Here is a 24,441-nt window from a genome sequence, read left to right on the forward strand (position 1 = left end):
TCAGCAAATGCTGCGATTAATGATAAAGAACTCTCGGATTTAACCCGGTAGAAAAGAGGCGTTCAATTTGAGCGTCTCTTAACTCCTTACAGGAGCTGATTGTGAAAGATTTACTGAACTTTCTAAAAGCACAGCATAAGACCGAAGAATTTGATGCAATCAAAATCGGTCTAGCTTCTCCAGACATGATTCGCTCATGGTCTTTCGGTGAAGTTAAAAAGCCAGAAACTATTAACTACCGTACGTTCAAGCCTGAGCGTGATGGTCTGTTCTGTGCGCGTATTTTTGGTCCAGTAAAAGACTACGAATGTCTTTGTGGTAAATATAAGCGCTTGAAACACCGTGGTGTTATCTGTGAGAAGTGTGGCGTAGAAGTTACACAAACTAAAGTTCGTCGTGACCGTATGGGCCACATCGAGCTAGCCTCTCCAGTTGCACATATCTGGTTCTTAAAATCACTACCATCTCGTATCGGTCTATTAATGGATATTCCGCTACGTGACATCGAACGTGTACTTTACTTCGAAATGTATGTAGTGACTGAACCTGGCATGACTGATCTTGAAAAAGGTCAAATGCTAACGGAAGAAGAATACCTAGACCGCTTGGAAGAGTGGGGTGACGAGTTCGTTGCGAAAATGGGCGCTGAAGCGATCAAAGATCTGCTACACACCATGGACATGAGCGCAGAAGCTGAGCAAATGCGTGAAGAGCTAGAAACCACTAACTCTGAAACTAAGCGTAAGAAAATCACTAAGCGTTTGAAGCTTGTTGAGGCATTTATTGCTTCAGGCAACAATCCTGAGTGGATGATCTTAACAGTACTTCCAGTGCTACCGCCAGATCTACGTCCTCTAGTACCTCTAGATGGCGGTCGTTTTGCGACTTCAGATCTGAACGACTTATACCGTCGTGTGATCAACCGTAACAACCGTTTGAAGCGTCTTCTAGACCTAGCGGCTCCAGATATCATCGTACGTAACGAAAAGCGTATGTTGCAAGAATCTGTTGATGCCCTACTAGATAACGGTCGTCGCGGTCGTGCGATCACAGGTTCTAACAAGCGTCCTCTGAAATCTTTGGCTGATATGATCAAAGGTAAGCAAGGTCGTTTCCGTCAGAACTTACTTGGTAAGCGTGTTGACTACTCTGGCCGTTCTGTAATTACAGTAGGTCCATACTTACGTCTACACCAGTGTGGTCTTCCTAAGAAGATGGCACTAGAACTATTTAAACCATTTATCTACAGCAAGCTAGAATCTCGTGGCATGGCTACAACGATTAAAGCTGCGAAGAAAATGGTAGAGCGCGAAGAAGCGGTTGTTTGGGATATCCTAGACGAAGTGATTCGTGAACACCCAGTTCTACTAAACCGTGCACCAACACTTCACCGTCTTGGTATTCAAGCATTCGAACCTGTACTTATCGAAGGTAAAGCGATTCAGCTTCACCCACTTGTGTGTGCGGCATACAACGCCGACTTCGATGGTGACCAAATGGCGGTACACGTACCGTTAACATTGGAAGCGCAGCTTGAAGCACGTACGTTAATGATGTCAACCAACAACATCCTTTCACCAGCATCTGGTGATCCGATCATCGTACCTTCTCAGGACGTTGTATTGGGTCTTTACTACATGACCCGTGACAAGATCAATGTTAAAGGTGAAGGTATGTACCTTGCTGGCCCTGAAGAGGCTGAAAAGGCATACCGTACTAAGACTGCTGAGCTTCACGCTCGCGTTAAAGTACGTATCACTGAAACTGTGGTTGATGAAGACGGTAATCGCACAACAAATACTGGCATGGTTGATACCACTGTTGGTCGTGCAATGCTTTGGCAGATCGTACCGGAAGGCCTACCTTTCAGCATCGTGAACCAAAAACTAGGTAAGAAGCAAATTTCTACCTTGTTGAACGAGGCATACCGTAAGCTTGGTCTTAAAGATACAGTAATCTTTGCTGACCAAATCATGTACACAGGTTTTGCATACGCAGCACTTTCTGGTGTTTCTGTTGGTATCGACGATATGGTTGTACCGGCTGCGAAATACACTGAAATTTCTGAAGCAGAAGAAGAAGTACGCGAAATCCAAGAACAATTCCAATCTGGTCTTGTTACTGCGGGTGAGCGTTACAACAAAGTTATCGATATTTGGGCGTCTACCAACGACCGCGTAGCAAAAGCTATGATGGATAACCTTTCTTCTGAAACCGTGATTAACCGCGATGGCGAAGAAGAACAACAAGAATCGTTTAACAGCATCTACATGATGGCTGACTCCGGTGCTCGTGGTTCTGCAGCGCAGATTCGTCAGTTAGCCGGTATGCGTGGTCTGATGGCGCGTCCAGATGGTTCAATCATCGAAACGCCGATCACAGCAAACTTTAAAGAAGGTCTAAACGTACTTCAGTACTTTATCTCAACCCACGGTGCTCGTAAGGGTCTTGCCGATACGGCACTTAAGACTGCGAACTCCGGTTACTTGACTCGTCGTCTAGTAGACGTTGCGCAAGACGTTGTGGTTACAGAACATGACTGTGGTACTTTCGAAGGCCTAGATATGATGCCTCATATCGAAGGTGGTGATGTTAAAGTTGCACTTGCTGAGCTTGCTCTAGGTCGTGTTGTTGCTGATGACATCGTTAAGCCAGGTACTGAACAAGTATTGATCCCACGTAATACTCTACTTGATGAGAAGTGGTGTCAGATCCTTGAAGACAACTCTGTTGATAAGATCAAAGTACGTTCAGTGGTAACTTGTGAAGCTGACTTCGGTTGTTGTGCAAACTGTTACGGTCGTGATCTAGCTCGTGGTCATAAAGTGAACCAAGGTGAAGCGGTAGGTGTTATTGCAGCACAGTCTATCGGTGAACCAGGTACACAGCTTACCATGCGTACGTTCCACATCGGTGGTGCGGCATCAACGGCAGCAGCAGAAAACAGCATCCAAGCGAAAACAACGGGTACTGTTAAACTTCACAATGCTAAGTATGTAACGAACAAAGATGGCAAGCTTGTAATCACTTCTCGTGCATCTGAAATGACCATCATTGATGAGTTCGGTCGTACGAAAGAGAAACACAAACTTCCATACGGTTCTATGCTAAGCAAAGGCGACAACGAAGCAGTTACGGCTGGTGATGTTGTAGCTAACTGGGAAGCGCACACCATGCCAATCATCACTGAAGTGGCAGGTCGTATCCAGTTCGTAGACATGATTGATGGTGTAACTATCTCTCGCCAAACTGATGACCTAACTGGCCTATCTTCAAGTGAAGTAGTAGACCCAGCACAACGTCCATCAGCTGGTAAAGATATGCGTCCAGTGATCAAGTTAGTTGATGCTCAAGGTAACGATGTGATGATTCCAGGTACGGATATGCCAGCGGCATACTTCCTACCAGGTAAAGCGATCGTTAACATTGAAGATGGCGCAGAAGTTGGCATTGGTGACACACTATCTCGTATCCCTCAGAAATCTGGCGGAAACAAAGATATCACCGGTGGTCTACCACGCGTAGCTGACTTGTTTGAAGCACGTAAGCCGAAAGAGCCTGCGATTCTTGCTGAGCACACAGGTACTGTGTCGTTTGGTAAAGAAACCAAAGGTAAGCGTCGTCTATTAATCACTCGCGAAGGCGGTGACGTTTATGAAGAAATGATTCATAAACATCGTCAGCTTAACGTGTTTGAAGGCGAGAAAGTAGAACGTGGTGATGTGATCTCTGATGGTCCAGAAACACCGCATGACATTTTACGTTTACGTGGTGTTCACGCTGTTACTCAATACATTGCTAACGAAGTTCAAGAAGTTTACCGCTTACAGGGCGTTAAGATTAACGATAAGCACATCGAGACTATCGTTCGTCAAATGCTACGTAAGTGTACAATCACGCATTCTGGTGATTCTGAATTCCTTGAAGGTGAGCAAGTTGAATTTGCACAAGTTAAAATCGCTAACCGTCAGCTTGAAGCTGAGGGTAAAGCACTTGTACAGTTCGAGCGTGACTTACTAGGTATCACTAAAGCGTCTCTAGCAACTGAGTCGTTCATCTCTGCAGCATCGTTCCAAGAAACGACGCGCGTACTAACAGAAGCTGCGGTTTCTGGTAAACGTGATGAACTACGTGGCTTGAAAGAGAACGTAATCGTGGGTCGCTTGATCCCAGCTGGTACTGGTTATGCTTACCACCAAGAGCGTCAAAAGCAACGTGAGGGTGAAGAACAAGGTCCTTCAGCTGAACAAGCAACTGACAACCTTGCAGCATTACTTAACGCGGGTTTCTCTGAAGAGTAATCTTTAAAGAGACAGACGTAAGTCAAGACTATTAAAAAGGCACCTTCGGGTGCCTTTTTTGTTTTTAGGACAAGCAGTAAGGCGTATACTCGCGGCATTGTTTATCCTGCTCTCGGCTCACTGCATGTATTACCTTTTCCCCATCATTACCGTTTTTATCTGGGCGGGAAATGCCATTATCAATAAAATGGCCTCAACCGTGATCGATCCCGGTGCGATCTCCTTCTATCGTTGGCTGGTGGCGTTTATGGTTTTAACGCCATTCTTAGCGCTGTCTACTTGGAAGCATCGTAAGCATTTATTGCCTTATCTCCCTAAACTGGCTTTTCTCTCTTTGCTTGGTATGGTGTTGAACCAATCTCTCGGTTACTACGCAGGCTTAACCACGACTGCTCTGAATTTATCGTTAATCACGTCACTGGTTCCTTTGATGGGACTATTTTTGAGCATTCCACTGCTTAACCAGAAGTTGACGCTTTATGCGGTACTAGGCGCTGTAGTTTCTTTTTCTGGACTAATTATCATGCTGGCTCATGGTGATATTAAGGCGCTGTTTTCTCATGGCATGAATAGAGGTGATGTACTGGTGTTGCTTGGCACCTTAGCCTATGCCTTGTATGTGGTATTGATTAAACGCTGGCGTATGCCGATCTCAAATTGGCAGTCTGTCTATGTACAAGTGTGTTTTGCACTGGTGTTCTTGTTTCCGCTGTTTAGCATCAGCCAGCCCGTTGAGTTTTCACATCAGACCGTGCCTTTGATCATGTATGCAGGTTTGCTTGCCTCAGTGATTGCACCTTGGTGCTGGATGATGGGGATTGAACATTTAGGAGCCGATAAAGCCGCGATCTTTATGAATCTTATGCCAGCCGTCACCGCAGTGTTCGCCAGTATTATTCTAGGAGCGAGTTTAGCTTTATTTGATTATGTAGGAATGGCGATGATTATTGGTGGGGTGATTTTGGCTCAACGAAGTCGTGGCACTAAACCTATGATAGCGAAAGTGCCACAAAAATAAGGATTATCCAGCTTGGTCCTAGTCCGGGTTGTGTTTATGCGCCCGGTGGGATTTCCAAGCTTTCAGCGATCATCTGGATCAGCTGATCTTCTAACTCGAAGCGATCTTCCAATACTTCACCAATTTGTGATAGATCGAAATCAAAATCTTCAAGTTCATCTTCGACCCCAACATCGGCATATTTGTCGGTGTAATTCAGTAGCGGGTCAGTGGTTTCAACAATTTTAAAATACGTGGTGTTAATGTCTTCGGTGGGTGAAAAGCCGGTTGATTCCCACTTTTGCATCACCATGTCGTAGATTTTGAAATGCCCTTCAGAAATATAATCCACCACATGTTGGCAGAAATCTTGTAGTTCTTCAGGGGAAGGAAGTTTTTCGATGGCTGTTTTTTTATGATGACTTGGCTTTAGTGCCGCCAATTTCCAATATTCAACAATCAAGTTTTGTCTAGTGTCGAGCCAATGGTCGATGACTTCACTGGAACCGCCAAATTGTGCTTGAGTCTGTTTTAGTTTATTTAGCATGGCTGTATCCTCATAATAGCTAACGCGTTATTGGCGTTTAGCCGCTCTACTTTGTGATCAATAGAGGGTCCTTTTTGATAGTGTATACCATGTAGTGATATGAGTGGTTATAGACAGCAAATCGATAAGCACTGGTATGAAATTAGATTGCCAGTAAAATGGTGGAACTTCAAGCAATGAGATGAGCAGATGCTAAAAAAAGATCAAAAAGTAAACTGGTGTATCGTTGATGGTAGTACGTTACATTTGCAAGACAAAACATTGCCTTATGGATCTGCTGAAGCACTCAATTTACCGACAGAACATGCGGTTATTATTGGTGAATTAGATGGCGTTCCGTGTGCTTGGCTGAATGCCAGCGAGCTTGACGATGAACTCGAAATGACGCCATTACGAGACTTATTGTCTTTTCCTGAAGCAACATTTTTGATGGCTAGTCGTGCCGTTCAATATGGTTACATGTCTGTTTCACAACGCTTTTGTTCGCATTGTGGTGGGCGTAATCGCCTTAACCATAATCAACTAGCGATGCAATGTAATGATTGCCGCACTTTGCATTACCCGAGGATCTTTCCTTGCATCATCGTCGCGATTCGTAAAGACGATAAAATTCTACTGGCGCATCATGCTCGTCATAAAAGTGGCATGCATACCGTGATTGCCGGTTTTGTTGAAGTCGGGGAAACGCTAGAGCAATGTGTGGCGCGTGAAGTGAAAGAAGAAACCGGTATTAATGTCACTAATATTCGCTACTTTGGCAGTCAGCCTTGGGCATTTCCGTCTAGTATGATGATGGCTTTCTTAGCAGATTACGACAGTGGTGAGGTTCGAGTAGATAAATATGAATTGTCATCAGCCGGTTGGTTTAGTGCTGATGAGTTACCACCGATTGCTCCAAAGGGAACCATTGCTCGCGCCTTGATCGAACATACTTTACAGTGTGATATTGCGGATTGAAGGTACTTGGGTATAGGTAGATAAAAAAAACCTCCGGGATTGCCGGAGGGGTAAGTAAGATGTCGTTATGAGATGCTGAACATTCATGTGTTTCAGCTCGTTATAATTGTGCTAGCCAACAAAGTATTAACAAATGGCTCAATTGAAGCAAATTGCGATAGATTTTAATGTTCAAGAACATGATCTGGATTACAAACCATTAGCAAAATGTGCGCTGTGTAATGTTAGAATAAGCGGCAAATAAAGACTGCCCCAAATTTTTAGGATAGAAAAATGACTGAATTGAAAAATGACCGTTATCTACGAGCTTTATTAAAACAGCCGGTAGATTACACGCCAGTATGGATGATGCGCCAAGCCGGTCGTTATTTGCCTGAATATCGCCAAACGCGCAGTGTTGCGGGCGACTTTATGTCTTTATGTAAAAATGCTGAGTTAGCTTCAGAAGTAACGCTTCAACCATTACGTCGTTTCCCGCTTGATGCGGCGATTTTGTTTTCTGATATTTTGACTATCCCAGATGCAATGGGACTAGGCTTATACTTTGAAGCCGGTGAAGGCCCTAAATTTGAGCGCCCGATTACTTGCAAAGCTGATGTCGATAAAATTGGTTTGCCTGACCCAGAAGGTGAGCTGCAATACGTAATGAATGCGGTTCGCCAAATTCGTAAAGACTTGCAAGGTGAAGTGCCGCTGATTGGTTTCTCGGGCAGCCCTTGGACACTAGCGACTTACATGGTGGAAGGCGGAAGTTCTAAAGCGTTCACTAAAATCAAAAAAATGATGTACGCCGATCCCGCTATTCTGCATGCGCTTTTAGATAAGCTAGCGGATAGTGTAATCGAATACTTGAATGCCCAAATCAAAGCCGGCGCTCAGTCTGTAATGGTATTTGATACGTGGGGTGGTGTATTAACTCCGCGCGATTATAATGATTTCTCTTTGCAGTACATGCACAAAATCGTTGATGGCTTAATTCGTGAAAATGACGGTCGTCGTGTACCGGTTACACTATTCACTAAAAATGGTGGCATGTGGCTTGAGAAAATTGCCGCCACAGGTTGTGATGCGGTTGGTCTTGATTGGACGATTAACATTCAAGATGCAGTGGCTCGTGTCGGTGATAAAGTGGCACTACAAGGCAACATGGATCCGTCAATGCTGTATGCTCAGCCAGAGCGTATTCGCCAAGAAGTCGCTTCGATTCTAGAAGGTTTTGGTGATGCTGGTACTGGTCATGTATTCAACCTAGGTCACGGCATTCATTTAGATGTACCGCCAGAAAATGCAGGCGTATTTGTTGATGCGGTACATGAGTTATCTAAGCCGTACCATAAATAGCCCTATACGCTCGTACTTGAGTATATAACTTGGTTATAAATAACGAGAGCGCAGCCTTAACCTAGGCTGCGTTTTTATTTTTGTATTTTCAGTTATTTATTTCAGTGCCGATTAGTGTTTATTCATTGATACTGTTAATGTGATGGTGACTTAGATCTCATTTTTTGTTGGCACATTACTGCAGAATAACTGCTCGGATCTGTCTATCAATCTACGGCCTATAATTAGTCGTCAGCACCCACTATGGATAAGTAACAGACACATGCATCGATTCAAATCTCACCTTGCCATTTTTACTCTTCCGCTATTCTTATTAATACCAACGACGAGTTGGGCGCAAAGCGTGACTTTTTATCAAGCGTGGCAATCATTACTAAGCAATAATGATGGCTTGGCCGCAGAGCGAGCTAGTGTTGAGCAAGCTGAATATAAACAGCAAGCAGCTGGCGCGATGAACTTGCCAAGCATTACTTTAAGTGCCAACTACACCCGCTTAGACGATGATATTGATGTCTCCCCATCTGAGTTGGCAGACAGTACTTCGGTAGGCTCCAGTGCTTTAACTCAAGCCTTTGATGGCATGTTGACCTCGACTTTGGTGGAGAAAGATGTCTTTACTAGCTCGATTCGTGCCATTTGGCCTATTTTTACGGGGGGACGTATTTCAGCCGCGCAAGATATTGCCGAAGCGAAATCTGAGGAAGCGAAGTACTTATTGGAGATGAAGCAGCAAGGTAAATTTGAAGATTTGTCGAAATACTATTTTGGCGTGGTGTTATCGAAACAAGTACTCGAGACTAGGCAAGAAGTCGAGCAAGGTTTGAAAGAACACTTCGACCACGCGGTTAAAATGCAAGAACAAGGACAGATCGCTCGCGTGCAGCGATTACAAGCTGAAACCGCTTATCATAAGGCGCAAGTTGATACCAAAAAAGCACAGCGCGATCTGGAAATTGCTCAAATGGCGCTGACTAACTTGATTAAAGCGCCGGCTCTGGCTGAACCTTCTACCCATCTTTTTATTAATGAAAACCTACCTCCGATGCAAGCCTTTATGGATAAAACTCTGCAAAGCTACCCCGGCTTGAGCATTTTGGATGCCAAAGAAAAGCAAGCCAGTGGATTGGTTGATGTGGAGAAAGGAAAATATTATCCAGAAGTTTATCTCTACGGTAATTACAACTTATATCAAGACGATACGTTAGTGGGCGATAATACGCCAGATTGGCTAGTAGGCGTTGGCGTGAGCATTCCGCTACTAGATACCTCAGGCCGTTCTGAAAAAGTCAGTGTTGCTCATAGTGCGATTAAACAAGTGGGTTATTTACGCGCACAAGCCAAACAAGATTTATCCTTGCTGGTGGAAAAAACCTATCGTGAAGCCAATCAAGCATTAGAGGAATACAATGGCTTAGCCTCGAGCGTCAGCATGGCCAGTGAAAACATTAGCTTGCAGAAGAAAGCCTTTAGTCAGGGGCTTGCGACTTCTTTGGATGTAGTCGATGCGGAAATGTACTTAAACAGCATTAAAACCCAACGCTCAGCGGCGGCGTATCAATATGTTCTTTCTTTATCGCGCTTATTGGCGATCAGTGGCGAAGTCGACAGTTTTAATCAATACCAACAATATCAAGGATTAGAGGTTCAATAATGCGCTCACGTAAATCGATTATTTTTATTGGTGTTGTGGCTTTAGTTCTAGTCTGGTTGGCTTATACCTTTTGGCTTGCCTATCAACCTAAAGCGGAACGTTTTCAAGGCCAGATTGAAGCGCAGCAATATTTGATTTCATCGAAAGTGCCGGGGCGCATAGATCAAGTGTTGGTTAAAAAAGGCGATCAAGTTAAGTCGGGTCAGCAAATTTTTACCATCTTAAGCCCAGAGATTGAAGCCAAATTAGCGCAAGCGAAAGCCGCCCAAGGTGCCGCGGGTGCAATGGTAGATCAAGCAGAAAAAGGCGCGCGTAACCAAGAGATAGCGGCGGCGCAAGATCAATGGCGTAAAGCCAAAGCCGCTTCTAGCTTGATGGAAAAAACCTATCAACGAGTACAAAACTTGTATCAAGATGGCGTGGTCGCTGAGCAAAAACGCGATGAAGCTTACACTCAATGGCAAGCTTCGTTATATACCGAACGCGCCGCTTATCAAATGTACCAAATGGCGCAAGAGGGCGCGCGGGATGAGACTAAGCGCGCTGCTCAGCAACAAGAAAAACAAGCCGCTGGCGCGGTGGCTGAAGTTGAAGCCTATGTTGCCGATACCCAAGTGGCCAGTTGGCATGATGGTGAAGTGAGCGATATTTTGCTGCATTCAGGCGAGCTAGCCCCACAAGGCTTTCCTGTGGTGACAATTTTAGATATGCAGGATGCGTGGGCGATTTTCCATGTGCGTGAAGACAAACTACAACAATTTAAACAAGGCACTGAACTCAAGGTAACGATTCCTGCGCTAGGTGATGAGCAATATAACTTTGTGGTTTCTCATGTCGCGGTGATGGGTGACTTTGCCACTTGGCGCACTACCGATGCCAATCAAGGTTTTGATATGCGTACTTTTGAAGTAGAAGCTCGTCCAACTCAACCAATCGAAGGTTTGCGAGTTGGCATGAGTGTGTTGCTTGAGAATGTAGGACACAATTAATGTTGCATCGGCATGCATTGATTCGAGAGTGGCGACAGATAGCAACGCAACCTTGGTTAAAGGCGATGTTGTTGTGGCTACCTCTGCTGATGTTTTTTGCGCTATGGTGGATATTCTCGACCGGCAGCGCCCGCGATCTCGCTATTGGGGTGGTTGATTTTGAGCACTCAAGTATGTCGCGTGGAGTGGTGCGTTATTACGATGCTAGTCCTACCTTGCAAGTCACTCAAAGCTATACTTCGGTGTCGGAAGGCAAACAAGATCTGCAATCTGGTAAAATTTATGCTTTAGTTGTGATCCCCGATAGTCTTACTCAAGATGTATTACTGGGCCATCCTCCAACCATTACTACCTTCTATAACAGCCAATTTATCTTGATTGGTAAGTTAGTCAACGCCGCCATGCAGCAAGCTCAGGGCACCTTTAATGCGCAAATTGAAGCGGTTAAGAACCTCAGCAAAGGCGATACTGTTCCGCAACAAGCGTTAGCTCAAGCGGTGCCGATTCAAACTCAAATCACCGCGTTATTTAATAGTAATAGTCATTATGGCCAATTCTTGGTATCGGCGGCGATTCCTGCGTTATGGCAAATCTTAATTGTCGCGACTACCGTGCTGAGTTTTTCATTAGAGCAAAGAACGCAAGGCATGCAGCGTTGGCTTTCCATCACGCCTTTACGGGCAGTTGTCACTAAGCTGCTGGCCTATTCTCCGTTGTATCTCGCGCAAGGTGTGGTGTTTTTATGGGGGATGTACGGCTGGTTAGGCTGGCCCATGCATGGTAGCTGGGGGATTTTATTATCGGCACAAGTGTTGATGGTCTTGGCTTGCCAAAGTGTCGGGGCGTTATTTTTTATGCTCACTTTAGATGCCACTCGTTCAATGAGTTTTGTTGCGGCATTTACCGCGCCAGCCTTTGCGTTTATGGGGATCACTTTTCCTACCTCAGATATGCCGTTACTAGGTCAGATTTGGCGTAGTTTATTACCGGTGAGTCACTATATTGATGTGCAAGTAAAACAGGTCAATAACGGTGTCGATTTAGTACAAGTAATGGGTTCACTGCTCGCACTGAGTTTGTTTTTAACGCTACTGCTGGTGGTGTGGTTAAGAGCGCGAGCTTTGGTGTCAGCCGATAAACAGGATGCCGTATTATGAGTTGGTGGCAGGTGTTTCGCTGTGAATTAAAGTCGATTTATACCAACTCGGCGTTACTGCTCACTGTGTTTGGCGGAGTAGTGATGTATTCGTTTTTATATCCTCTGCCGTATAGTCAGCAACTACCACGTGAGCAATCAATCGTGGTCGTCAATTTAGATAACACTTCAACCAGTCGAACACTTGAGCGAATGGTTGATGCCACGCCACAGGTTCAAATCACTCAACATGCCTATAGCTTACAAGAGGCCAAGCAGTTATTTAATCAAGGTAAAGTGCATGGAATTTTATTGATCCCTCGCCACTTTGCTCGTGATTTATTACTAGGTGAAAGCCCGACATTAGCCTATGCCGGTGATGCGGCTTATTTTCTGATTTATGGAACAGTAGTTGAAGGTTTAGCCACCGCGGGCGGGACTTTATCGGCGCAAGCTAAAGTGTCTCGAATGGTTATGTCGGGAGAAAACTTAGTTTTGGCAGCTCAGCAATATGCGCCAATTAAACTGTCGATGCAGCCAGTTTTTAACCCAACCAATGGTTATATTAACTACATAGTGCCAGCGGTGTTTGTATTGATTTTGCATCAAACCCTATTGATTGCCGCAGGCTTACTAGGGGGCGGCCTTAATGAACAGCGCCAAGCCAAGCAGGCGGGATACTGGCAAGATTGTTCGGCGTTTGATATGTGGTCGGCACGAGCGGTAATTTTGTTACTGACTTATATTCCATTGGTGATGTACTACTTCGGCTTTAGTTTTGAGTTTTATGGCATCAGTCGCCTTGCTTCTATTTCCCATTTATTTGGGTTAATTATTCCATTCTTATTGGCCGTGATTGGTTTGGGCATGGTGATGGGCGAGTTAATCCCGCGTAAAGAATTGGCGACTTTAATCGTGGTATTGAGCTCTTTGCCTTTGGTTTTTTGTGCCGGTTTTGTCTGGCCGACTTCAGAGTTGCCAAGTTTACTTAAGTGGTTAGCACAATTAGCGCCGTCTACCCCTGCGATTAATGGCTTTTTGCGTCTTAATCAAATGGGAGCAAGCTTTGAACAGATTCTTCCTTATGTGTGGCAACTTTGGGCACAAGTTGCGATCTACGGCGGCTTAGCATTGTGGTTAATGCAGCGTAAAGCGAAATCGACTAGGGTTGTAGTTCAGCAATAATGCTTTGCAGATGTGGGACGAGCTGTAGCTCAAACCAAGGATTCTTCTTGAGCCAGATATTATTGCGTGGCGAAGGGTGCGGCAAAGGTAGATATTTAGGCTGATATTGCTGCCAAGCTTGCACCGTCTCGGTTAAGGTTTTAGGTTTATTGGCTAAGTAATAATCTTGCGCGTATTGGCCTATCAATAAGATCAGTTCAATATTTGGCAATTGTTCCAGTAGTTGCTCATGCCATTGCGGTGCGCATTCTTTACGTGGTGGTAAATCACCACTTTTGCCTTTTCCCGGATAACAAAACCCCATCGGCATAATGGCGAGAAAGTGGGGATTATAAAAGAGCGTTTTATCAATCCCCATCCACTGTCGTAAACGCTCACCACTGGCATCATTAAATGGCACGCCACTTTGATGTACTTTCAACCCTGGCGCTTGACCAATAATTAAGACTTTGGCATCAGGGTGAGCTTGTACTACCGGCCGACATCCATCGGCAAGCGACTTGGCGCAAATCTGGCATTGCTGAATGTTATCTAATAGCGAACTAAAGCTAGTCACTAATAACCTCGACCAAAATCCACTTTATTTAATAATGGTTGTTGATTTTGCCAGCGTTGCATATTTTGCTCAAAAATATCGAAGACCTGTTGAGGAAAACTATTAGCAGCAATATGCGGAGTAATGCTGACATTCGGATGCTGCCAATACGCGCTTTCTTGCGGTAGTGGTTCTTGCGGAAAAACATCCAAATAAGCGTGCGCAACCCAACCCTTTTCTAAAGCCAGTAACAAGCCATCATCATCGACCGCCGTTCCTCGGCCAATATTAAATAATAGAGCCGATTGGCAATGTGATAAGTGTTGAGCGTTTAAAATATGATAAGTCTGCGGCGTGCTCGGTAGGGCATTAACGACCACATCGGCTTGGGCTAATGCTTCATCGATTTGCTCGGTTGAGTAACATTGGCTGAACATTGAGCCTTGTGGGATCAGACCTCGACTATTGACACCAATCGCAACAAACCCTAATGCCGACACACATGTTGCAAGCTGAGTGCCAATAGAACCAGTGCCTAGAATCACCACTTTTTTTCCCATCACAGATTGGTATTCAATAGGTTGCCATTTATTTTGAGCTTGTAATTGTTGGTATTGATTCAAATGTCGGAAGTAGCTCAAGCTATAACCTAAAACATACTCACTAATAAGCTGGCCAAAAATTCCTTTCACATTGGTCAGAGTGTAGTCTTGGCGTAGTTCCGGTTTTGTGAGCTTATCAATGCCAGCATAAGTGGCTTGAGCCCACTTTAGATTCGTGAATTCATCGAGATATTTAGCCAGAAGGGGCGGATCGGCCAAAACGATGTTCGCTTGTGATTTATCTTGAGTAATCGCGATATGTTTTAGGCTAGATTGTTGTAGTAAATCTAGGTAATCCTGCTGCTGTTTTGATGCGATATACAATAATGGGCTAGTCGATGTTTCGGCAGTTGGTTTCATTAAATTATACTAAGCTCCATGCTTTTTTTAGGTAAACCGAATGCTTTTTCAAGTAAACGATACGGTTATCAAGTACACTTCCCATGTCTGGTATTAATTGGAATGAGTTAACGTAATTATGCTACAGAATCCCCTTCAAGTCCGCTTAGAAAAATTCGTCCCTTGGCAGCAAATGACTTTCATGGCCTGCTTATGTGAGCGTATGTATCCAAACTACGCTTTATTTTGTGAAAACACCGAATTTGCCGATGCGCGAAAATACCGTGAGATTTTAGACAGTGTTTGGGAAGTTCTAACGGTTAAAACTGCCAAAGTGAATTTTGAACGTCAACTTGAAAAGCTAGAAGAGTTGATCCCAAGCTCAGAAGACTATCAATTCTATGCGGTATACCCTGCGATTGATGCCTGTATCGGATTATCGATTCTGCTACATGCTCTGCTCGACCGTGAAGAAATGTTTGAAGCGATGATCGACTTAAGCCAAGTCTCCGTTAAAACGGTCGCGCAGCTTGAAGAAGCACAAGGCAGTGACGAAATCACCAACGAAAATCAAAAAGAGAATGAAGCGGTTTGCCAAGAGTGGGATGTTCAATGGGCATTATTCCGTCCACTACGTGAATCAGAAGTTCGCGATATTGATCTGATCAAAGAGCTACGTATCGAACTACGTGAAGAAGGCATTAGTAATATTGGCATTAGTGTTGAACATTAATGTAATCAAATTGGCATAAAAGATTATTCTAATGAATGTAGTGTCATTTAAATCAAGAAAGCATTAATAGTTTAAAATTCATCATTTTGTATCTGATTTTCCTAAAAAAATACAAAATGTGAGTTAAGGCTCAAATTATGGTCAAAATTACGTCATAAGATCAAAAGAAGTGCCACAAACCTTTGCCAGACGGGGCCTTTATGATTTAGAGTGACTTCAGACCTTAAAAACAATGAGAAGGGAAAACTAGAATGAACAAGACTCAATTAATCGATGCCATTGCTGAAAAAGCAGACCTATCTAAAGCTCAAGCTAAAGCGGCTCTTGAAGCAACTCTTGAAGGCGTAACTGGCGCTCTTAAAGATGGCGATCAAGTGCAACTAATTGGTTTTGGTACTTTTAAAATTAACCACCGTGCAGCTCGCACTGGCCGTAACCCTAAAACAGGTGCTGAGATCCAAATTTCTGCAGCAAATGTTCCAGCATTCACAGCCGGTAAAGCACTAAAAGACGCGGTAAAATAATTTTACTTTGTCCTGATAATTTGCAACTCGCACCCAGCGGTTGTTTATGTATATACTACGCTGAGTGTCTTCTCAGCGTAGTTTTTTTATGAAACGTAGTTTATTTTCCATTCTTGCCTTATCTTTGCTTGCCGGCTGCTCATCACCTGGCTCGTGGACAGATCATATCAGCAGTAAATTCTCAGGCTCAGTCGAGTCCGCCGAGTTATCCGGTGGCGAGCTAGAGGGTACTTCAAAAGCTTTCTATTGGTATACCCGAGCTCTCTCTAAGCCGAAAGTGGCATCAGATTACGTTCAATTGCCGGATAATGCTTGGTATAAAAGTAGTTACCAATGGCAAGACGGCACTATTAAAGAAATTGTTCGTGAAGGTGAAATGCAACAAAGTAGTGATGGTTTAAAGCCATTTCTTGTGCATATTCGCTTTAGTTCTGAAGGCGAGGCGATTTATCAGCGTTATCGTTTAGATAATCAAATACTACCATTAAACCAAAAAGACTTAGATTATTACTCGCAACAAGCGGAAGACTTAGTCAAAAAAGTTGATGATATTCATGATCAAGGTTTTGAGCTAATTCAAGGGGTATGGAATGGTAGTACCTTTGACTCATGTGATGGCATTCAATATAACAATTTGCAGTTCGATCAAGTTGCTAACGTACCATCGGCGGTAAAACAACGAATTAATAGTTTAAACAGTTATGCTGCGTTTATTGGTTATAAAGATAAAAAGAGTAAAACCGTGACGGTTGAGAAGTTATTATCGTTGGAGAAGCCGGTTCATGGTTGTATTCAACGAGCTCACCTGATTATGAATTAACAATTAATTCTATTGGTTTTGAATATAAAAAAGCGCGCACTTTTATCAAGTACGCGCTTTTACTGTTTTATTGGGCTGAGAATTTATTTCTGCTCTTGTTCACGAGCAATCGCACGATAACCGATATCATTACGATGGAACATACCATTCCAGCTCACTTGTTTGGCAAGCTCATAAGCACGCTGTTGAGCTTCTGAGACCGTGTTACCTAATGCCGTTGCACATAGTACGCGTCCACCGGCTGTCACGACCTCACCATTGGCATTGTTCGCTGTACCTGCATGGAAGATTTTCTCACCTTCAATATCATTAGCGGCAGGTAGGCTAATCACATCACCTTTCGCGTAATCCGCAGGATAACCACCGGCAGCTAATACGATGCCGATTGAAGCGCGTGGATCCCAGTGAGATTCTGCTTCATCTAATTTCTCATCAATCGCCATTAAGCAAAGCTCAACGAGATCAGACTGCATACGCATCATGATAGGTTGAGTTTCAGGGTCACCAAAGCGACAGTTGTATTCGATCACTTTAGGCGTGCCATCTGCCATGATCATAAGGCCGGCATAAAGGAAGCCTGTGTATGGGTAGCCTTCTTCATCCATGCCACGAACGGTTGGGTAGATGACTTCTTCCAACACGCGCTGGTGGATTTCAGGTGTCACGACAGGCGCAGGAGAATAAGCACCCATACCGCCAGTGTTTGGTCCGGTATCTTTGTCGCCGACACGTTTGTGGTCTTGGCTAGTTGCCATTGGTAGAACGCTAGAGCCATCAACCATCACGATGAAACTTGCTTCTTCACCATCAAGGAATTCTTCAACCACGACGCGGCTACCAGCTTCACCAAACGCATTGCCAGCCAACATATCTTGAATAGCATCTTCGGCTTCTTGTAGCGTCATCGCAACAATTACACCTTTACCTGCTGCAAGACCATCGGCTTTAATCACGATAGGTGCGCCTTTTTCGCGCACATAAGCCAATGCTGGCTCGATTTCAGTGAAGTTAGCGTAATCAGCCGTTGGGATCTTATGACGCGCTAGGAAGTCTTTAGTGAACGCTTTAGAGCCTTCAAGTTGCGCGGCATCTTTAGTTGGGCCAAAGATAGGCAGTTTGGCTGCACGGAAAGCGTCAACCACACCAATTACCAACGGAGCTTCAGGACCAACAATCGTCAACTCAATGTTATTGTTTTGCGCAAATTCAACTAAGCCTTCGATATCTTCTACGCCAATGTTGACGTTTTCAAGCTTAGGCTCAAGCGCGGTACCTGCATTACCTGGTGCCACATAAACCGTTTCAACATTTGGGTTTTGTGCTGCTTTCCAGCCGAGTGCATGTTCGCGGCCGCCGGCGCCAATGATTAGTATTTTCATAATGCTTTGATCTCTTTTTTATATACGTTTATCGAATGCTCGTTTCTCGTGGCTCGGAAAATCAAAAGCGATCTATCGAGATACGAGAAACGTAATACGAGAAACGAAAAAATTAATGACGGAAGTGACGCATACCGGTAAAGATCATCGCCATGCCATGTTCATCGGCTGCGGCAATGACTTCATCATCACGCATTGAACCACCTGGTTGAATCACGCATTTAATGCCTGCTTCTGCTGCGGCGTCGATACCGTCACGGAATGGGAAGAAAGCATCCGATGCCATCACGCAACCTTCAACTTGTAGACCTTCGTCAGCGGCTTTAATGCCCGCAATTTTGGCTGAGTAAACACGGCTCATTTGGCCAGCGCCCACACCGATAGTCATATCGCCTTTTGAATAAACAATCGCGTTAGATTTGACGTATTTCGCGACTTTCCAGCAGAATAGTGCATCTTTTAATTCTTCAGCGCTTGGTTGACGTTTTGATACCACTTTAAGGTCATCCAGTCCTACCATGCCTTGGTCACGGTCTTGAACTAGCAAACCACCGTTAACTCGTTTGATATCAAACTCAGTCGTTTTGCTTGTCCATTCGCCACATTCTAGTAGACGAAGGTTTTTCTTCGCCGCAACGATTTCTACCGCTTCTGGAGAAACAGACGGGGCGATAATCACTTCAACGAATTGACGCTCAGTGATAGCGGTTGCTGTTGCTGCATCTAGTTCACGGTTGAATGCGATGATGCCACCAAAGGCTGATGTAGGATCGGTTTGGTAAGCGCGGTTGTAGGCTTCTAGAATATCTTCACCTAATGCCACACCACATGGGTTAGCGTGTTTCACGATCACACAAGCTGGCTCGTTGAATTCTTTCACACACTCAAGGGCAGAGTCAGTATCGGCGATGTTGTTGTAAGACAGCGCTTTACCTTGGATTTGGCGAGCGGTTGAAACAGAGGCTTCTTGAGGATTCGCTTCAACATAGAAAGCTGCGGCTTGGTGGCTGTTCTCACCGTAGCGCATATCTTGTTTCTTCTCGAACTGTTGGTTGAAAGTGCGAGGGAATTTGCTTTCGTCATCACCTTCTTTGTTGTCGCCATAAGAAGGAACCATAGTGCCGAAGTAGTTCGCAATCATGCCATCGTAAGCCGCAGTGTGCTCAAATGCTGCAATCGCTAAATCAAAGCGCGTTTCTAGCGTTAGAGATTTGTCATTCGCATCCATTTCAGCAATCACGCGATCGTAATCGTGCGCGTTAACCACAATGGTTACATCTTTATGGTTTTTAGCCGCAGAGCGAACCATAGTTGGGCCGCCGATATCGATGTTTTCAACGGCATCTTCTAGTGTGCAGCCTTCTTTGGCAACCGTTTCAGCGAATGGGTAAAGGTTAACCACGACGATATCGATAGGGTTGATGCCGTGTTGTTCCATAACCGCTTCATCAGTACCACGACGGCCTAATACGCCACCATGTACTTTCGGGTGAAGAGTCTTAACACGACCGTCCATCATTTCAGGGAAACCTGTGTAATCAGACACTTCTGTGGCGGTGATGGCATTATCTTGCAGCAGCTTAAAAGTGCCGCCAGTTGAAAGGATTTCTACACCACGTTGAGTGAGTGCTTGAGCGAATTCCACAATACCAGTTTTGTCAGATACGCTGATTAAAGCGCGACGAATTGGGCGAGCGTTTTGCATGGCTTCCATATTCCTTAAATCACGGAGTTAAAAACAGAAAAAGATGTTTGCCAAAGTGAAACTAGAGCAAGTCCCAGCATACTTTGGTAAAAATCTTAATTGTTTGAGAGTGGTGACCAATCGATCACAAAACTCCAAGATTTGATGGCGCACATTCTAACTAACTTCAAACCAAAAAGCTCGCGCAATCGTTTGGCTTTTTTGTATGTTAAGCAAAATCAAAAACTTAGTCTTTGAATATATCTCGGAAAAAGTGGCCAGTTTCTTTAGCAGCATCACGGGTGGCGTGACCTATGGTTTTACCAGCCTCTTTAGTGGCCTGAGCCGCATCACGAGCGCCTTCTTTAAACTCTTGCTTATCTTGATTGGCACAGCCAAGTAACGTTGCTGCCGCTAATAATAGGAGAGGGTAACGAGTAGAACTTTTCATGTTTCATCCTTGATCCATTGTAAAAGTGGTTAAATGATAACCTGATGTGGTGGGGTTGTTAAGCGGAGTCTCGCAGAATCATTTTTGGCGGAACAATAATTCGTTGTGGTGGCAAATTCGGTTGCTGCATTTTTCGTATGATTTGTAATGCGGCTTGTTGGCCAATGTAGTGCGTTGAGGTATCAACAAAGCTAAGCGATGGCGTCGTGAGCTCGGCTTCAGCAGCATCATCAAAACCTAGAATTGCTACCTCTTGTCCGATGTAGTTATCCTTGCCTATGGTCTTTCCTGCGGCTTGAGCGCCGTATATTGCGCCGATTGCGGTAGCAGAACGATGACATAAAATTGCAGTGATTTTAGGGTGCTTATTAAGCAATTCGTGTGCGGCATCAGAGGCTTGTTGTTGAGTTTTTCCACACTCAACAATCCATTCATTTTTAAATGGCAAACCATATTGCATTAAGGTCGAGCAATAACCACCGATACGTTCTGCGCGAGTTAATGAATCTCCGGTTCCCCCTAGGTAGGCGATATGACGATGACCTTGTTCTATGAGATGTTTTGTCGCCAAGGTGGCAGCGTGAGTATTGTCAGGACCAATGTAATCAATGTTTACGTTGATATCCGCTCTGGCGATACTAATTGCCGGAATATTGGCTTGTTTGATTAATTCGAAACTGGCCTGTGCCCCTTCTCTCACCGGACAAAAAACCAGCCCAGCCACACCTTGTTGGATCATAGATTGCAGGCAATTTAATTGTTTCGTTTTATCGTTACCCGATTGTGCCAAAAACAACATGTAACCTTGTTTCTCTAATTGATCACTAAGGCCGGCGGTAATGCCCATGTAAAAAGGGTCAGTAATATCTTTGAGTACTAAGCCGATTAAATTAGAGGTATGAGAACGCAAGTTGGCGGCGGCAGTATTGCGAACATAACCTAGTGCTTCAATCGCTTGATTGACTTTATGGATCGTTGCTTCAGAAATTCGTCCTTTACCGCTTAATGCTAACGATACGGTAGAAACCGATACGCCAGCATGTTTGGCCACATCGGTAATTTTCGGTTTTGGTGTGCTCATGGTCCGCCAATCAATAAAAGTGTATAGAGATAGATTCTTTTATCGTGATCACAAAATCAAACAATGCTTGTTTTAGTAGCAAATAACCGTGATCAAGTTTGCAAAATATATAGGTAAAACGTTTTATCCTTTACGTCGAATTTAAACACAATGCTGGCAATGATGAGTATTTATATCAGTCAGCATTTTTTATGACCAAATTGATAAAACGTTTTAGCAGTCTTTTTATCTGGTTAATCAAGCGATATTTGATGATGTGGAGTGACAATTATGTCCAATACAAAGAATAAAACCACCATGTGGGAGTTTTTCCAAAGCTTAGGGAAAACCTTCATGTTACCTGTAGCACTGCTTGCTTTTTCCGGGATCTTACTGGGGGTCGGTAGTTCATTATCTAGTACAGCGGTTAAGGAAAGCCTACCTTTTCTTGATAATTTTATCCTTCAGCTGATCTTCATGTGGATGACCAAAATTGGTTTGGTCGCCTTTATTTATTTACCTGTAATGTTTGCGATAGCGATTCCATTAGGTTTAGCTCGTGAAGAAAAAGGCGTAGCAGCATTTTCTGGTTTCGTTGGCTTTGCTGCGATGAACTTATCCGTTAACTTCTATCTTACTGTCGCAGGCGTGATTGGTAATGCTGAACTTGAAACGGCTTATGGTGTGAAGTCGATCATTGGTATTCAATCCATTGATACCGGTATTCTAGGTGCGGTAATCGTCGGTATTATCGTGGCGAAATTACATGCTCGTTTTTATACCTACAAAATGCCTGACTCACTAGCCTTCTTCGGTGGTGCGCGCTTTGTACCTATCGTGACAGCGGTAGTACTAGGTGTGGTAGGTCTTATTGTTCCGCTTGTATGGCCATATTTTGCTATTGGGATTAATGGTATTGGTTCTGTGATTTCTCATGCAGGTCCATTTGGTCCGTTCTTATTTGGTACAGGTGAGCGTATGTTGCTGCCATTTGGTTTGCATCATATCTTAGTTGCTTTGATTCGCTTTACAGAAGCGGGCGGTACTTTGCCAGTTTGTGGTGCTGAAGTGAGCGGTGCTTTAAATATTTTCTACGCTCAACTTTCTTGTTCTGATGTGACCAATTTTGATCCTCAAGCAACGGCTTTCTTATCGCAAGGAAAGATGCCGACATTCTTAGGTGGTTTACCGGGTGCCGCATTAGCTATGTATCACTGCGCACGCCCTGAAAATCGCGGCAAGGTGAAAGCTCTATTATTATCAGGTGTGGTTGCTTGTGTGGTCGGTGGTATTACCGAGCCATTAGAGTTCTTATTCTTGTTTGTTGCACCAGTATTATATTTCGTGCATGCGATTTTAACTGGCCTTGGCTTTATGGTTATGGGGCTACTTGGGGTTACGATCGGTAATACCGATGGCAACATTATTGATTTCTTAATCTTCGGTGTATTGCAAGGTACTAAGACGGAATGGTATTTGGTGCCATTAGTGGCGGCTGTTTGGTTTGCGATGTATTACGGTGTGTTCCGTTTTGCGATTACTCGCTTTAACTTGAAAACACCTGGTCGTGAAGTGGAGACTAATGATGAACTAGCGTTTGCTGCGGAAGTGAAAGAAAGCAAGCTAGGTTACAAAGGCGACATTATTCTTGAGGCGCTAGGTGGTGCGAAAAATATCACTTCTCTTGATAACTGTATTACTCGCCTGCGTATGTCGGTTGAAGATATGTCACTAGTGAATGATGCGGTGTTGAAAGCCAATGGTGCACTAGGGGTAGTCAAACTGGATGAGCATAATTTGCAAGTGGTGATTGGTCCACAAGTGCATATGGTGAAAAATGAAATGCAAACACTCATGAACACGCCTGCTTAAGGTGGTTGATTGAGGGATAAAGGGTAGGGAGTTTCTCTACCCTTTTATTGATTTATACCCAAGTGATTTCTGCATTTTGAAGTCACTTGGATATATATCAACTTTAAGTTTATTGCTATTCGGGATGAGGTAAATATGTTTGATTTTTCTCGTGTGGTGGATCGCCACGGCACTTTTTGTACTCAGTGGGACTATGTTCAAGACCGTTTTGGTCAGGCTGATTTATTACCGTTTACCATTTCGGATATGGACTTTGAAACCGCTCCTTGTGTTCTTGATGCGTTAAAGCAGCGAATGGAGCATGGCGTCTTAGGGTATAGCCGTTGGAATCATGAACAGTTTAAAAGCGCCGTCACTGATTGGTTTGCCAAGCGTTATGATGCCAAGCTTTCATCTGAGGCGTTAGTATATGGCCCTTCGGTGATCTACATTATTTCTCAATTAATTCAGCTTTGGAGCAAACCGGGTGATGGTGTGTTAGTACACACTCCGGCTTACGACGCCTTTGGTAATATGTTGTCTGCCAATTATCGACAAATGCTCACCAGTCCTTTAATCAAAACAGAAACCAGTTATGAGATTGATTGGTCGCAATTTGAGGATCAAGCTGCGTTGCCACAATGCAAAATCCTATTACTTTGTAGCCCACAAAATCCGACTGGCCGCGTGTGGACGCTCGATGAGCTGCAACGTATGGCGCAGATTTGTCAGAAGCATAATGTCAAAGTGATTTCCGATGATATTCATATGGACATGGCGTTTGAGCGTTACATTCCTTGGTCGCAAGTCGCAAAGGATGATCAGTGGGCGCTGGTGAGTTCTGGCTCTAAATCATTCAATATCCCCGCATTAACCGGTGCTTATGCGTTTATTCCCAATCAAGAGCATCGTGATGCCTACCTTACTCAATTAAAAGCGGCGCATGGTTTGTCTTCGCCTGCGATTCTTGGGGTCATTGCTCATATTGCTGCTTATCAACAAGGTGAGGCGTGGTTAGAGGCATTAAAACAATATTTACACGGCAACCTGAGTTATGTTGCCGAGCAATTAGGCCATGCATTCCCACAATTAAACTATCAAGTCCCTCAAGGTACCTACTTAGCTTGGATTGATTTAAAGCCGCTTAATATTGATATGGATGCGCTGCAACGCCTTTTGATTGAAGAGCATAAGGTCGCGATTATGCGAGGAGATACTTATGGCAAAGAAGGTGAAGGCTATGTGCGCCTTAATGTTGGTTGTCCACGCAGCAAAGTAGAAACTGGCTTAACGGCGTTAATAGCGGCAATTCAAACGCTACAACATAAAGGTTAATCATAAGACCGCCCTAGAAACGTTA

The 24,441-nt window shown here is 44.1% G+C and carries 20 protein-coding genes; 13 read left to right on the forward strand and 7 right to left on the reverse strand.

The annotated features are described in order from the left end of the window. The first annotated feature begins 101 nt into the window (after positions 1–101). Both rpoC and L3V25_RS14020 read left to right on the forward strand, forming a co-directional pair. The gene (rpoC, locus tag L3V25_RS14015; RefSeq protein WP_237296119.1) at positions 102–4,301 is read left to right on the forward strand and encodes a DNA-directed RNA polymerase subunit beta'; all 4,200 of its coding nucleotides are present in this window, start codon (positions 102–104) and stop codon (positions 4,299–4,301) included. A 124-nt stretch (positions 4,302–4,425) separates the two neighbouring features. After that, the gene (locus tag L3V25_RS14020) at positions 4,426–5,319 is read left to right on the forward strand and encodes a DMT family transporter (protein WP_237296120.1); all 894 of its coding nucleotides are present in this window, start codon (positions 4,426–4,428) and stop codon (positions 5,317–5,319) included. Between the two features lie 34 nt (positions 5,320–5,353). Here L3V25_RS14020 and rsd read toward each other — a convergent pair whose 3' ends face one another. Further along, positions 5,354–5,845: a sigma D regulator gene (gene rsd, locus L3V25_RS14025; protein ID WP_237296121.1), complete on the reverse strand. Its 492-nt coding sequence runs from the start codon at positions 5,843–5,845 to the stop codon at positions 5,354–5,356. 189 nt (positions 5,846–6,034) lie between these two features. On the opposite strand from rsd, the gene nudC reads away from it, so the two are divergent. The 6 genes from nudC to L3V25_RS14055 all read left to right on the forward strand — a co-directional run bounded on the left by nudC (position 6,035) and on the right by L3V25_RS14055 (position 13,103). Beyond that, positions 6,035–6,802: an NAD(+) diphosphatase gene (nudC, locus tag L3V25_RS14030; protein ID WP_237296122.1), complete on the forward strand. Its 768-nt coding sequence runs from the start codon at positions 6,035–6,037 to the stop codon at positions 6,800–6,802. Between the two features lie 273 nt (positions 6,803–7,075). Continuing rightward, the gene (gene hemE / locus L3V25_RS14035) at positions 7,076–8,143 is read left to right on the forward strand and encodes a uroporphyrinogen decarboxylase (RefSeq protein WP_193000642.1); all 1,068 of its coding nucleotides are present in this window, start codon (positions 7,076–7,078) and stop codon (positions 8,141–8,143) included. 262 nt (positions 8,144–8,405) lie between these two features. Further along, on the forward strand, positions 8,406–9,794 hold the full coding sequence (locus tag L3V25_RS14040) for a TolC family protein (RefSeq protein ID WP_237296123.1): 1,389 nt from the start codon (positions 8,406–8,408) through the stop codon (positions 9,792–9,794). Then, positions 9,794–10,783 (forward strand): efflux RND transporter periplasmic adaptor subunit, encoded by a 990-nt coding sequence (locus L3V25_RS14045; protein WP_237296124.1) that lies wholly within the window; start codon positions 9,794–9,796, stop codon positions 10,781–10,783. Before L3V25_RS14040 ends, L3V25_RS14045 begins: the two co-directional genes overlap by 1 nt. Then, positions 10,783–11,940 carry an ABC transporter permease gene (locus tag L3V25_RS14050; RefSeq protein ID WP_237296125.1) on the forward strand — a complete coding sequence of 386 codons (1,158 nt, stop codon included), beginning with the start codon at positions 10,783–10,785 and terminating at the stop codon, positions 11,938–11,940. The genes L3V25_RS14045 and L3V25_RS14050 overlap by 1 nt, the downstream gene beginning before the upstream one ends. Next, the gene (locus L3V25_RS14055; RefSeq protein WP_237296126.1) at positions 11,937–13,103 is read left to right on the forward strand and encodes an ABC transporter permease; all 1,167 of its coding nucleotides are present in this window, start codon (positions 11,937–11,939) and stop codon (positions 13,101–13,103) included. The genes L3V25_RS14050 and L3V25_RS14055 overlap by 4 nt, the downstream gene beginning before the upstream one ends. Here the strand turns inward: L3V25_RS14055 and L3V25_RS14060 are convergent. Then, a complete protein-coding gene (locus L3V25_RS14060) occupies positions 13,081–13,659 on the reverse strand; it encodes a uracil-DNA glycosylase family protein (protein WP_237296127.1) in 579 nt (192 codons plus the stop codon). The genes L3V25_RS14055 and L3V25_RS14060 overlap by 23 nt on opposite strands. Continuing rightward, positions 13,659–14,600, reverse strand: coding sequence for a D-2-hydroxyacid dehydrogenase (locus L3V25_RS14065; RefSeq protein WP_237296128.1), 942 nt, complete (start codon positions 14,598–14,600; stop codon positions 13,659–13,661). Before L3V25_RS14065 ends, L3V25_RS14060 begins: the two co-directional genes overlap by 1 nt. A 118-nt stretch (positions 14,601–14,718) precedes the next feature. Between L3V25_RS14065 and L3V25_RS14070 the strand changes: the two genes are divergently transcribed. The 3 genes from L3V25_RS14070 to L3V25_RS14080 all read left to right on the forward strand — a co-directional run bounded on the left by L3V25_RS14070 (position 14,719) and on the right by L3V25_RS14080 (position 16,656). Next, on the forward strand, positions 14,719–15,312 hold the full coding sequence (locus tag L3V25_RS14070) for a DUF416 family protein (RefSeq protein ID WP_144387632.1): 594 nt from the start codon (positions 14,719–14,721) through the stop codon (positions 15,310–15,312). Positions 15,313–15,563: 251 nt separating this feature from the next. Further along, positions 15,564–15,836: an HU family DNA-binding protein gene (locus tag L3V25_RS14075; RefSeq protein WP_027695367.1), complete on the forward strand. Its 273-nt coding sequence runs from the start codon at positions 15,564–15,566 to the stop codon at positions 15,834–15,836. 88 nt (positions 15,837–15,924) lie between these two features. Beyond that, positions 15,925–16,656, forward strand: coding sequence for a DUF1481 domain-containing protein (locus tag L3V25_RS14080; RefSeq protein WP_237296129.1), 732 nt, complete (start codon positions 15,925–15,927; stop codon positions 16,654–16,656). Positions 16,657–16,739: 83 nt separating this feature from the next. On the opposite strand, the gene purD is transcribed toward L3V25_RS14080, so the two are convergent. The 4 genes from purD to malI all read right to left on the reverse strand — a co-directional run bounded on the left by purD (position 16,740) and on the right by malI (position 21,251). After that, complete coding sequence (purD, locus tag L3V25_RS14085) at positions 16,740–18,035, reverse strand: phosphoribosylamine--glycine ligase (RefSeq protein WP_237296130.1); 1,296 nt, start codon at positions 18,033–18,035, stop codon at positions 16,740–16,742. 112 nt (positions 18,036–18,147) lie between these two features. Further along, entirely contained in the window at positions 18,148–19,740 is a 1,593-nt protein-coding gene (purH, locus tag L3V25_RS14090; RefSeq protein WP_237296131.1) for a bifunctional phosphoribosylaminoimidazolecarboxamide formyltransferase/IMP cyclohydrolase, read from the reverse strand. 226 nt (positions 19,741–19,966) lie between these two features. Further along, positions 19,967–20,170 (reverse strand): hypothetical protein, encoded by a 204-nt coding sequence (locus L3V25_RS14095; protein ID WP_237296132.1) that lies wholly within the window; start codon positions 20,168–20,170, stop codon positions 19,967–19,969. A 58-nt stretch (positions 20,171–20,228) separates the two neighbouring features. Continuing rightward, a complete protein-coding gene (gene malI, locus L3V25_RS14100) occupies positions 20,229–21,251 on the reverse strand; it encodes a Mal regulon transcriptional regulator MalI (RefSeq protein WP_237296133.1) in 1,023 nt (340 codons plus the stop codon). A 270-nt stretch (positions 21,252–21,521) separates the two neighbouring features. Between malI and malX the strand changes: the two genes are divergently transcribed. Both malX and L3V25_RS14110 read left to right on the forward strand, forming a co-directional pair. Then, complete coding sequence (gene malX, locus L3V25_RS14105) at positions 21,522–23,102, forward strand: maltose/glucose-specific PTS transporter subunit IIBC (protein ID WP_237296134.1); 1,581 nt, start codon at positions 21,522–21,524, stop codon at positions 23,100–23,102. A gap of 135 nt (positions 23,103–23,237) precedes the next feature. Next, positions 23,238–24,416: a MalY/PatB family protein gene (locus tag L3V25_RS14110; protein WP_237296135.1), complete on the forward strand. Its 1,179-nt coding sequence runs from the start codon at positions 23,238–23,240 to the stop codon at positions 24,414–24,416. The last annotated feature ends 25 nt before the right edge of the window (positions 24,417–24,441 follow it).

It is taken from the genome of Vibrio sp. CK2-1 (assembly GCF_021726515.1).
Classification (GTDB): Bacteria; Pseudomonadota; Gammaproteobacteria; order Enterobacterales; family Vibrionaceae; genus Vibrio.

Bases quoted from the DNA above. Each gene is read 5' to 3' on its own strand.
- L3V25_RS14020 (WP_237296120.1), top strand. From the start codon at position 4,426: ATGTATTACCTTTTCCCCATCATTACCGTTTTTATCTGGGCGGGAAAT.
- rsd (WP_237296121.1), bottom strand. From the start codon at position 5,845: ATGCTAAATAAACTAAAACAGACTCAAGCACAATTTGGCGGTTCCAGT.
- nudC (WP_237296122.1), top strand. From the start codon at position 6,035: ATGCTAAAAAAAGATCAAAAAGTAAACTGGTGTATCGTTGATGGTAGT.
- hemE (WP_193000642.1), top strand. From the start codon at position 7,076: ATGACTGAATTGAAAAATGACCGTTATCTACGAGCTTTATTAAAACAG.
- L3V25_RS14040 (WP_237296123.1), top strand. From the start codon at position 8,406: ATGCATCGATTCAAATCTCACCTTGCCATTTTTACTCTTCCGCTATTC.
- L3V25_RS14045 (WP_237296124.1), top strand. From the start codon at position 9,794: ATGCGCTCACGTAAATCGATTATTTTTATTGGTGTTGTGGCTTTAGTT.
- L3V25_RS14050 (WP_237296125.1), top strand. From the start codon at position 10,783: ATGTTGCATCGGCATGCATTGATTCGAGAGTGGCGACAGATAGCAACG.
- L3V25_RS14055 (WP_237296126.1), top strand. From the start codon at position 11,937: ATGAGTTGGTGGCAGGTGTTTCGCTGTGAATTAAAGTCGATTTATACC.
- L3V25_RS14065 (WP_237296128.1), bottom strand. From the start codon at position 14,600: ATGAAACCAACTGCCGAAACATCGACTAGCCCATTATTGTATATCGCA.
- L3V25_RS14070 (WP_144387632.1), top strand. From the start codon at position 14,719: ATGCTACAGAATCCCCTTCAAGTCCGCTTAGAAAAATTCGTCCCTTGG.
- L3V25_RS14075 (WP_027695367.1), top strand. From the start codon at position 15,564: ATGAACAAGACTCAATTAATCGATGCCATTGCTGAAAAAGCAGACCTA.
- L3V25_RS14080 (WP_237296129.1), top strand. From the start codon at position 15,925: ATGAAACGTAGTTTATTTTCCATTCTTGCCTTATCTTTGCTTGCCGGC.
- purD (WP_237296130.1), bottom strand. From the start codon at position 18,035: ATGAAAATACTAATCATTGGCGCCGGCGGCCGCGAACATGCACTCGGC.
- purH (WP_237296131.1), bottom strand. From the start codon at position 19,740: ATGCAAAACGCTCGCCCAATTCGTCGCGCTTTAATCAGCGTATCTGAC.
- L3V25_RS14095 (WP_237296132.1), bottom strand. From the start codon at position 20,170: ATGAAAAGTTCTACTCGTTACCCTCTCCTATTATTAGCGGCAGCAACG.
- malI (WP_237296133.1), bottom strand. From the start codon at position 21,251: ATGAGCACACCAAAACCGAAAATTACCGATGTGGCCAAACATGCTGGC.
- malX (WP_237296134.1), top strand. From the start codon at position 21,522: ATGTCCAATACAAAGAATAAAACCACCATGTGGGAGTTTTTCCAAAGC.
- L3V25_RS14110 (WP_237296135.1), top strand. From the start codon at position 23,238: ATGTTTGATTTTTCTCGTGTGGTGGATCGCCACGGCACTTTTTGTACT.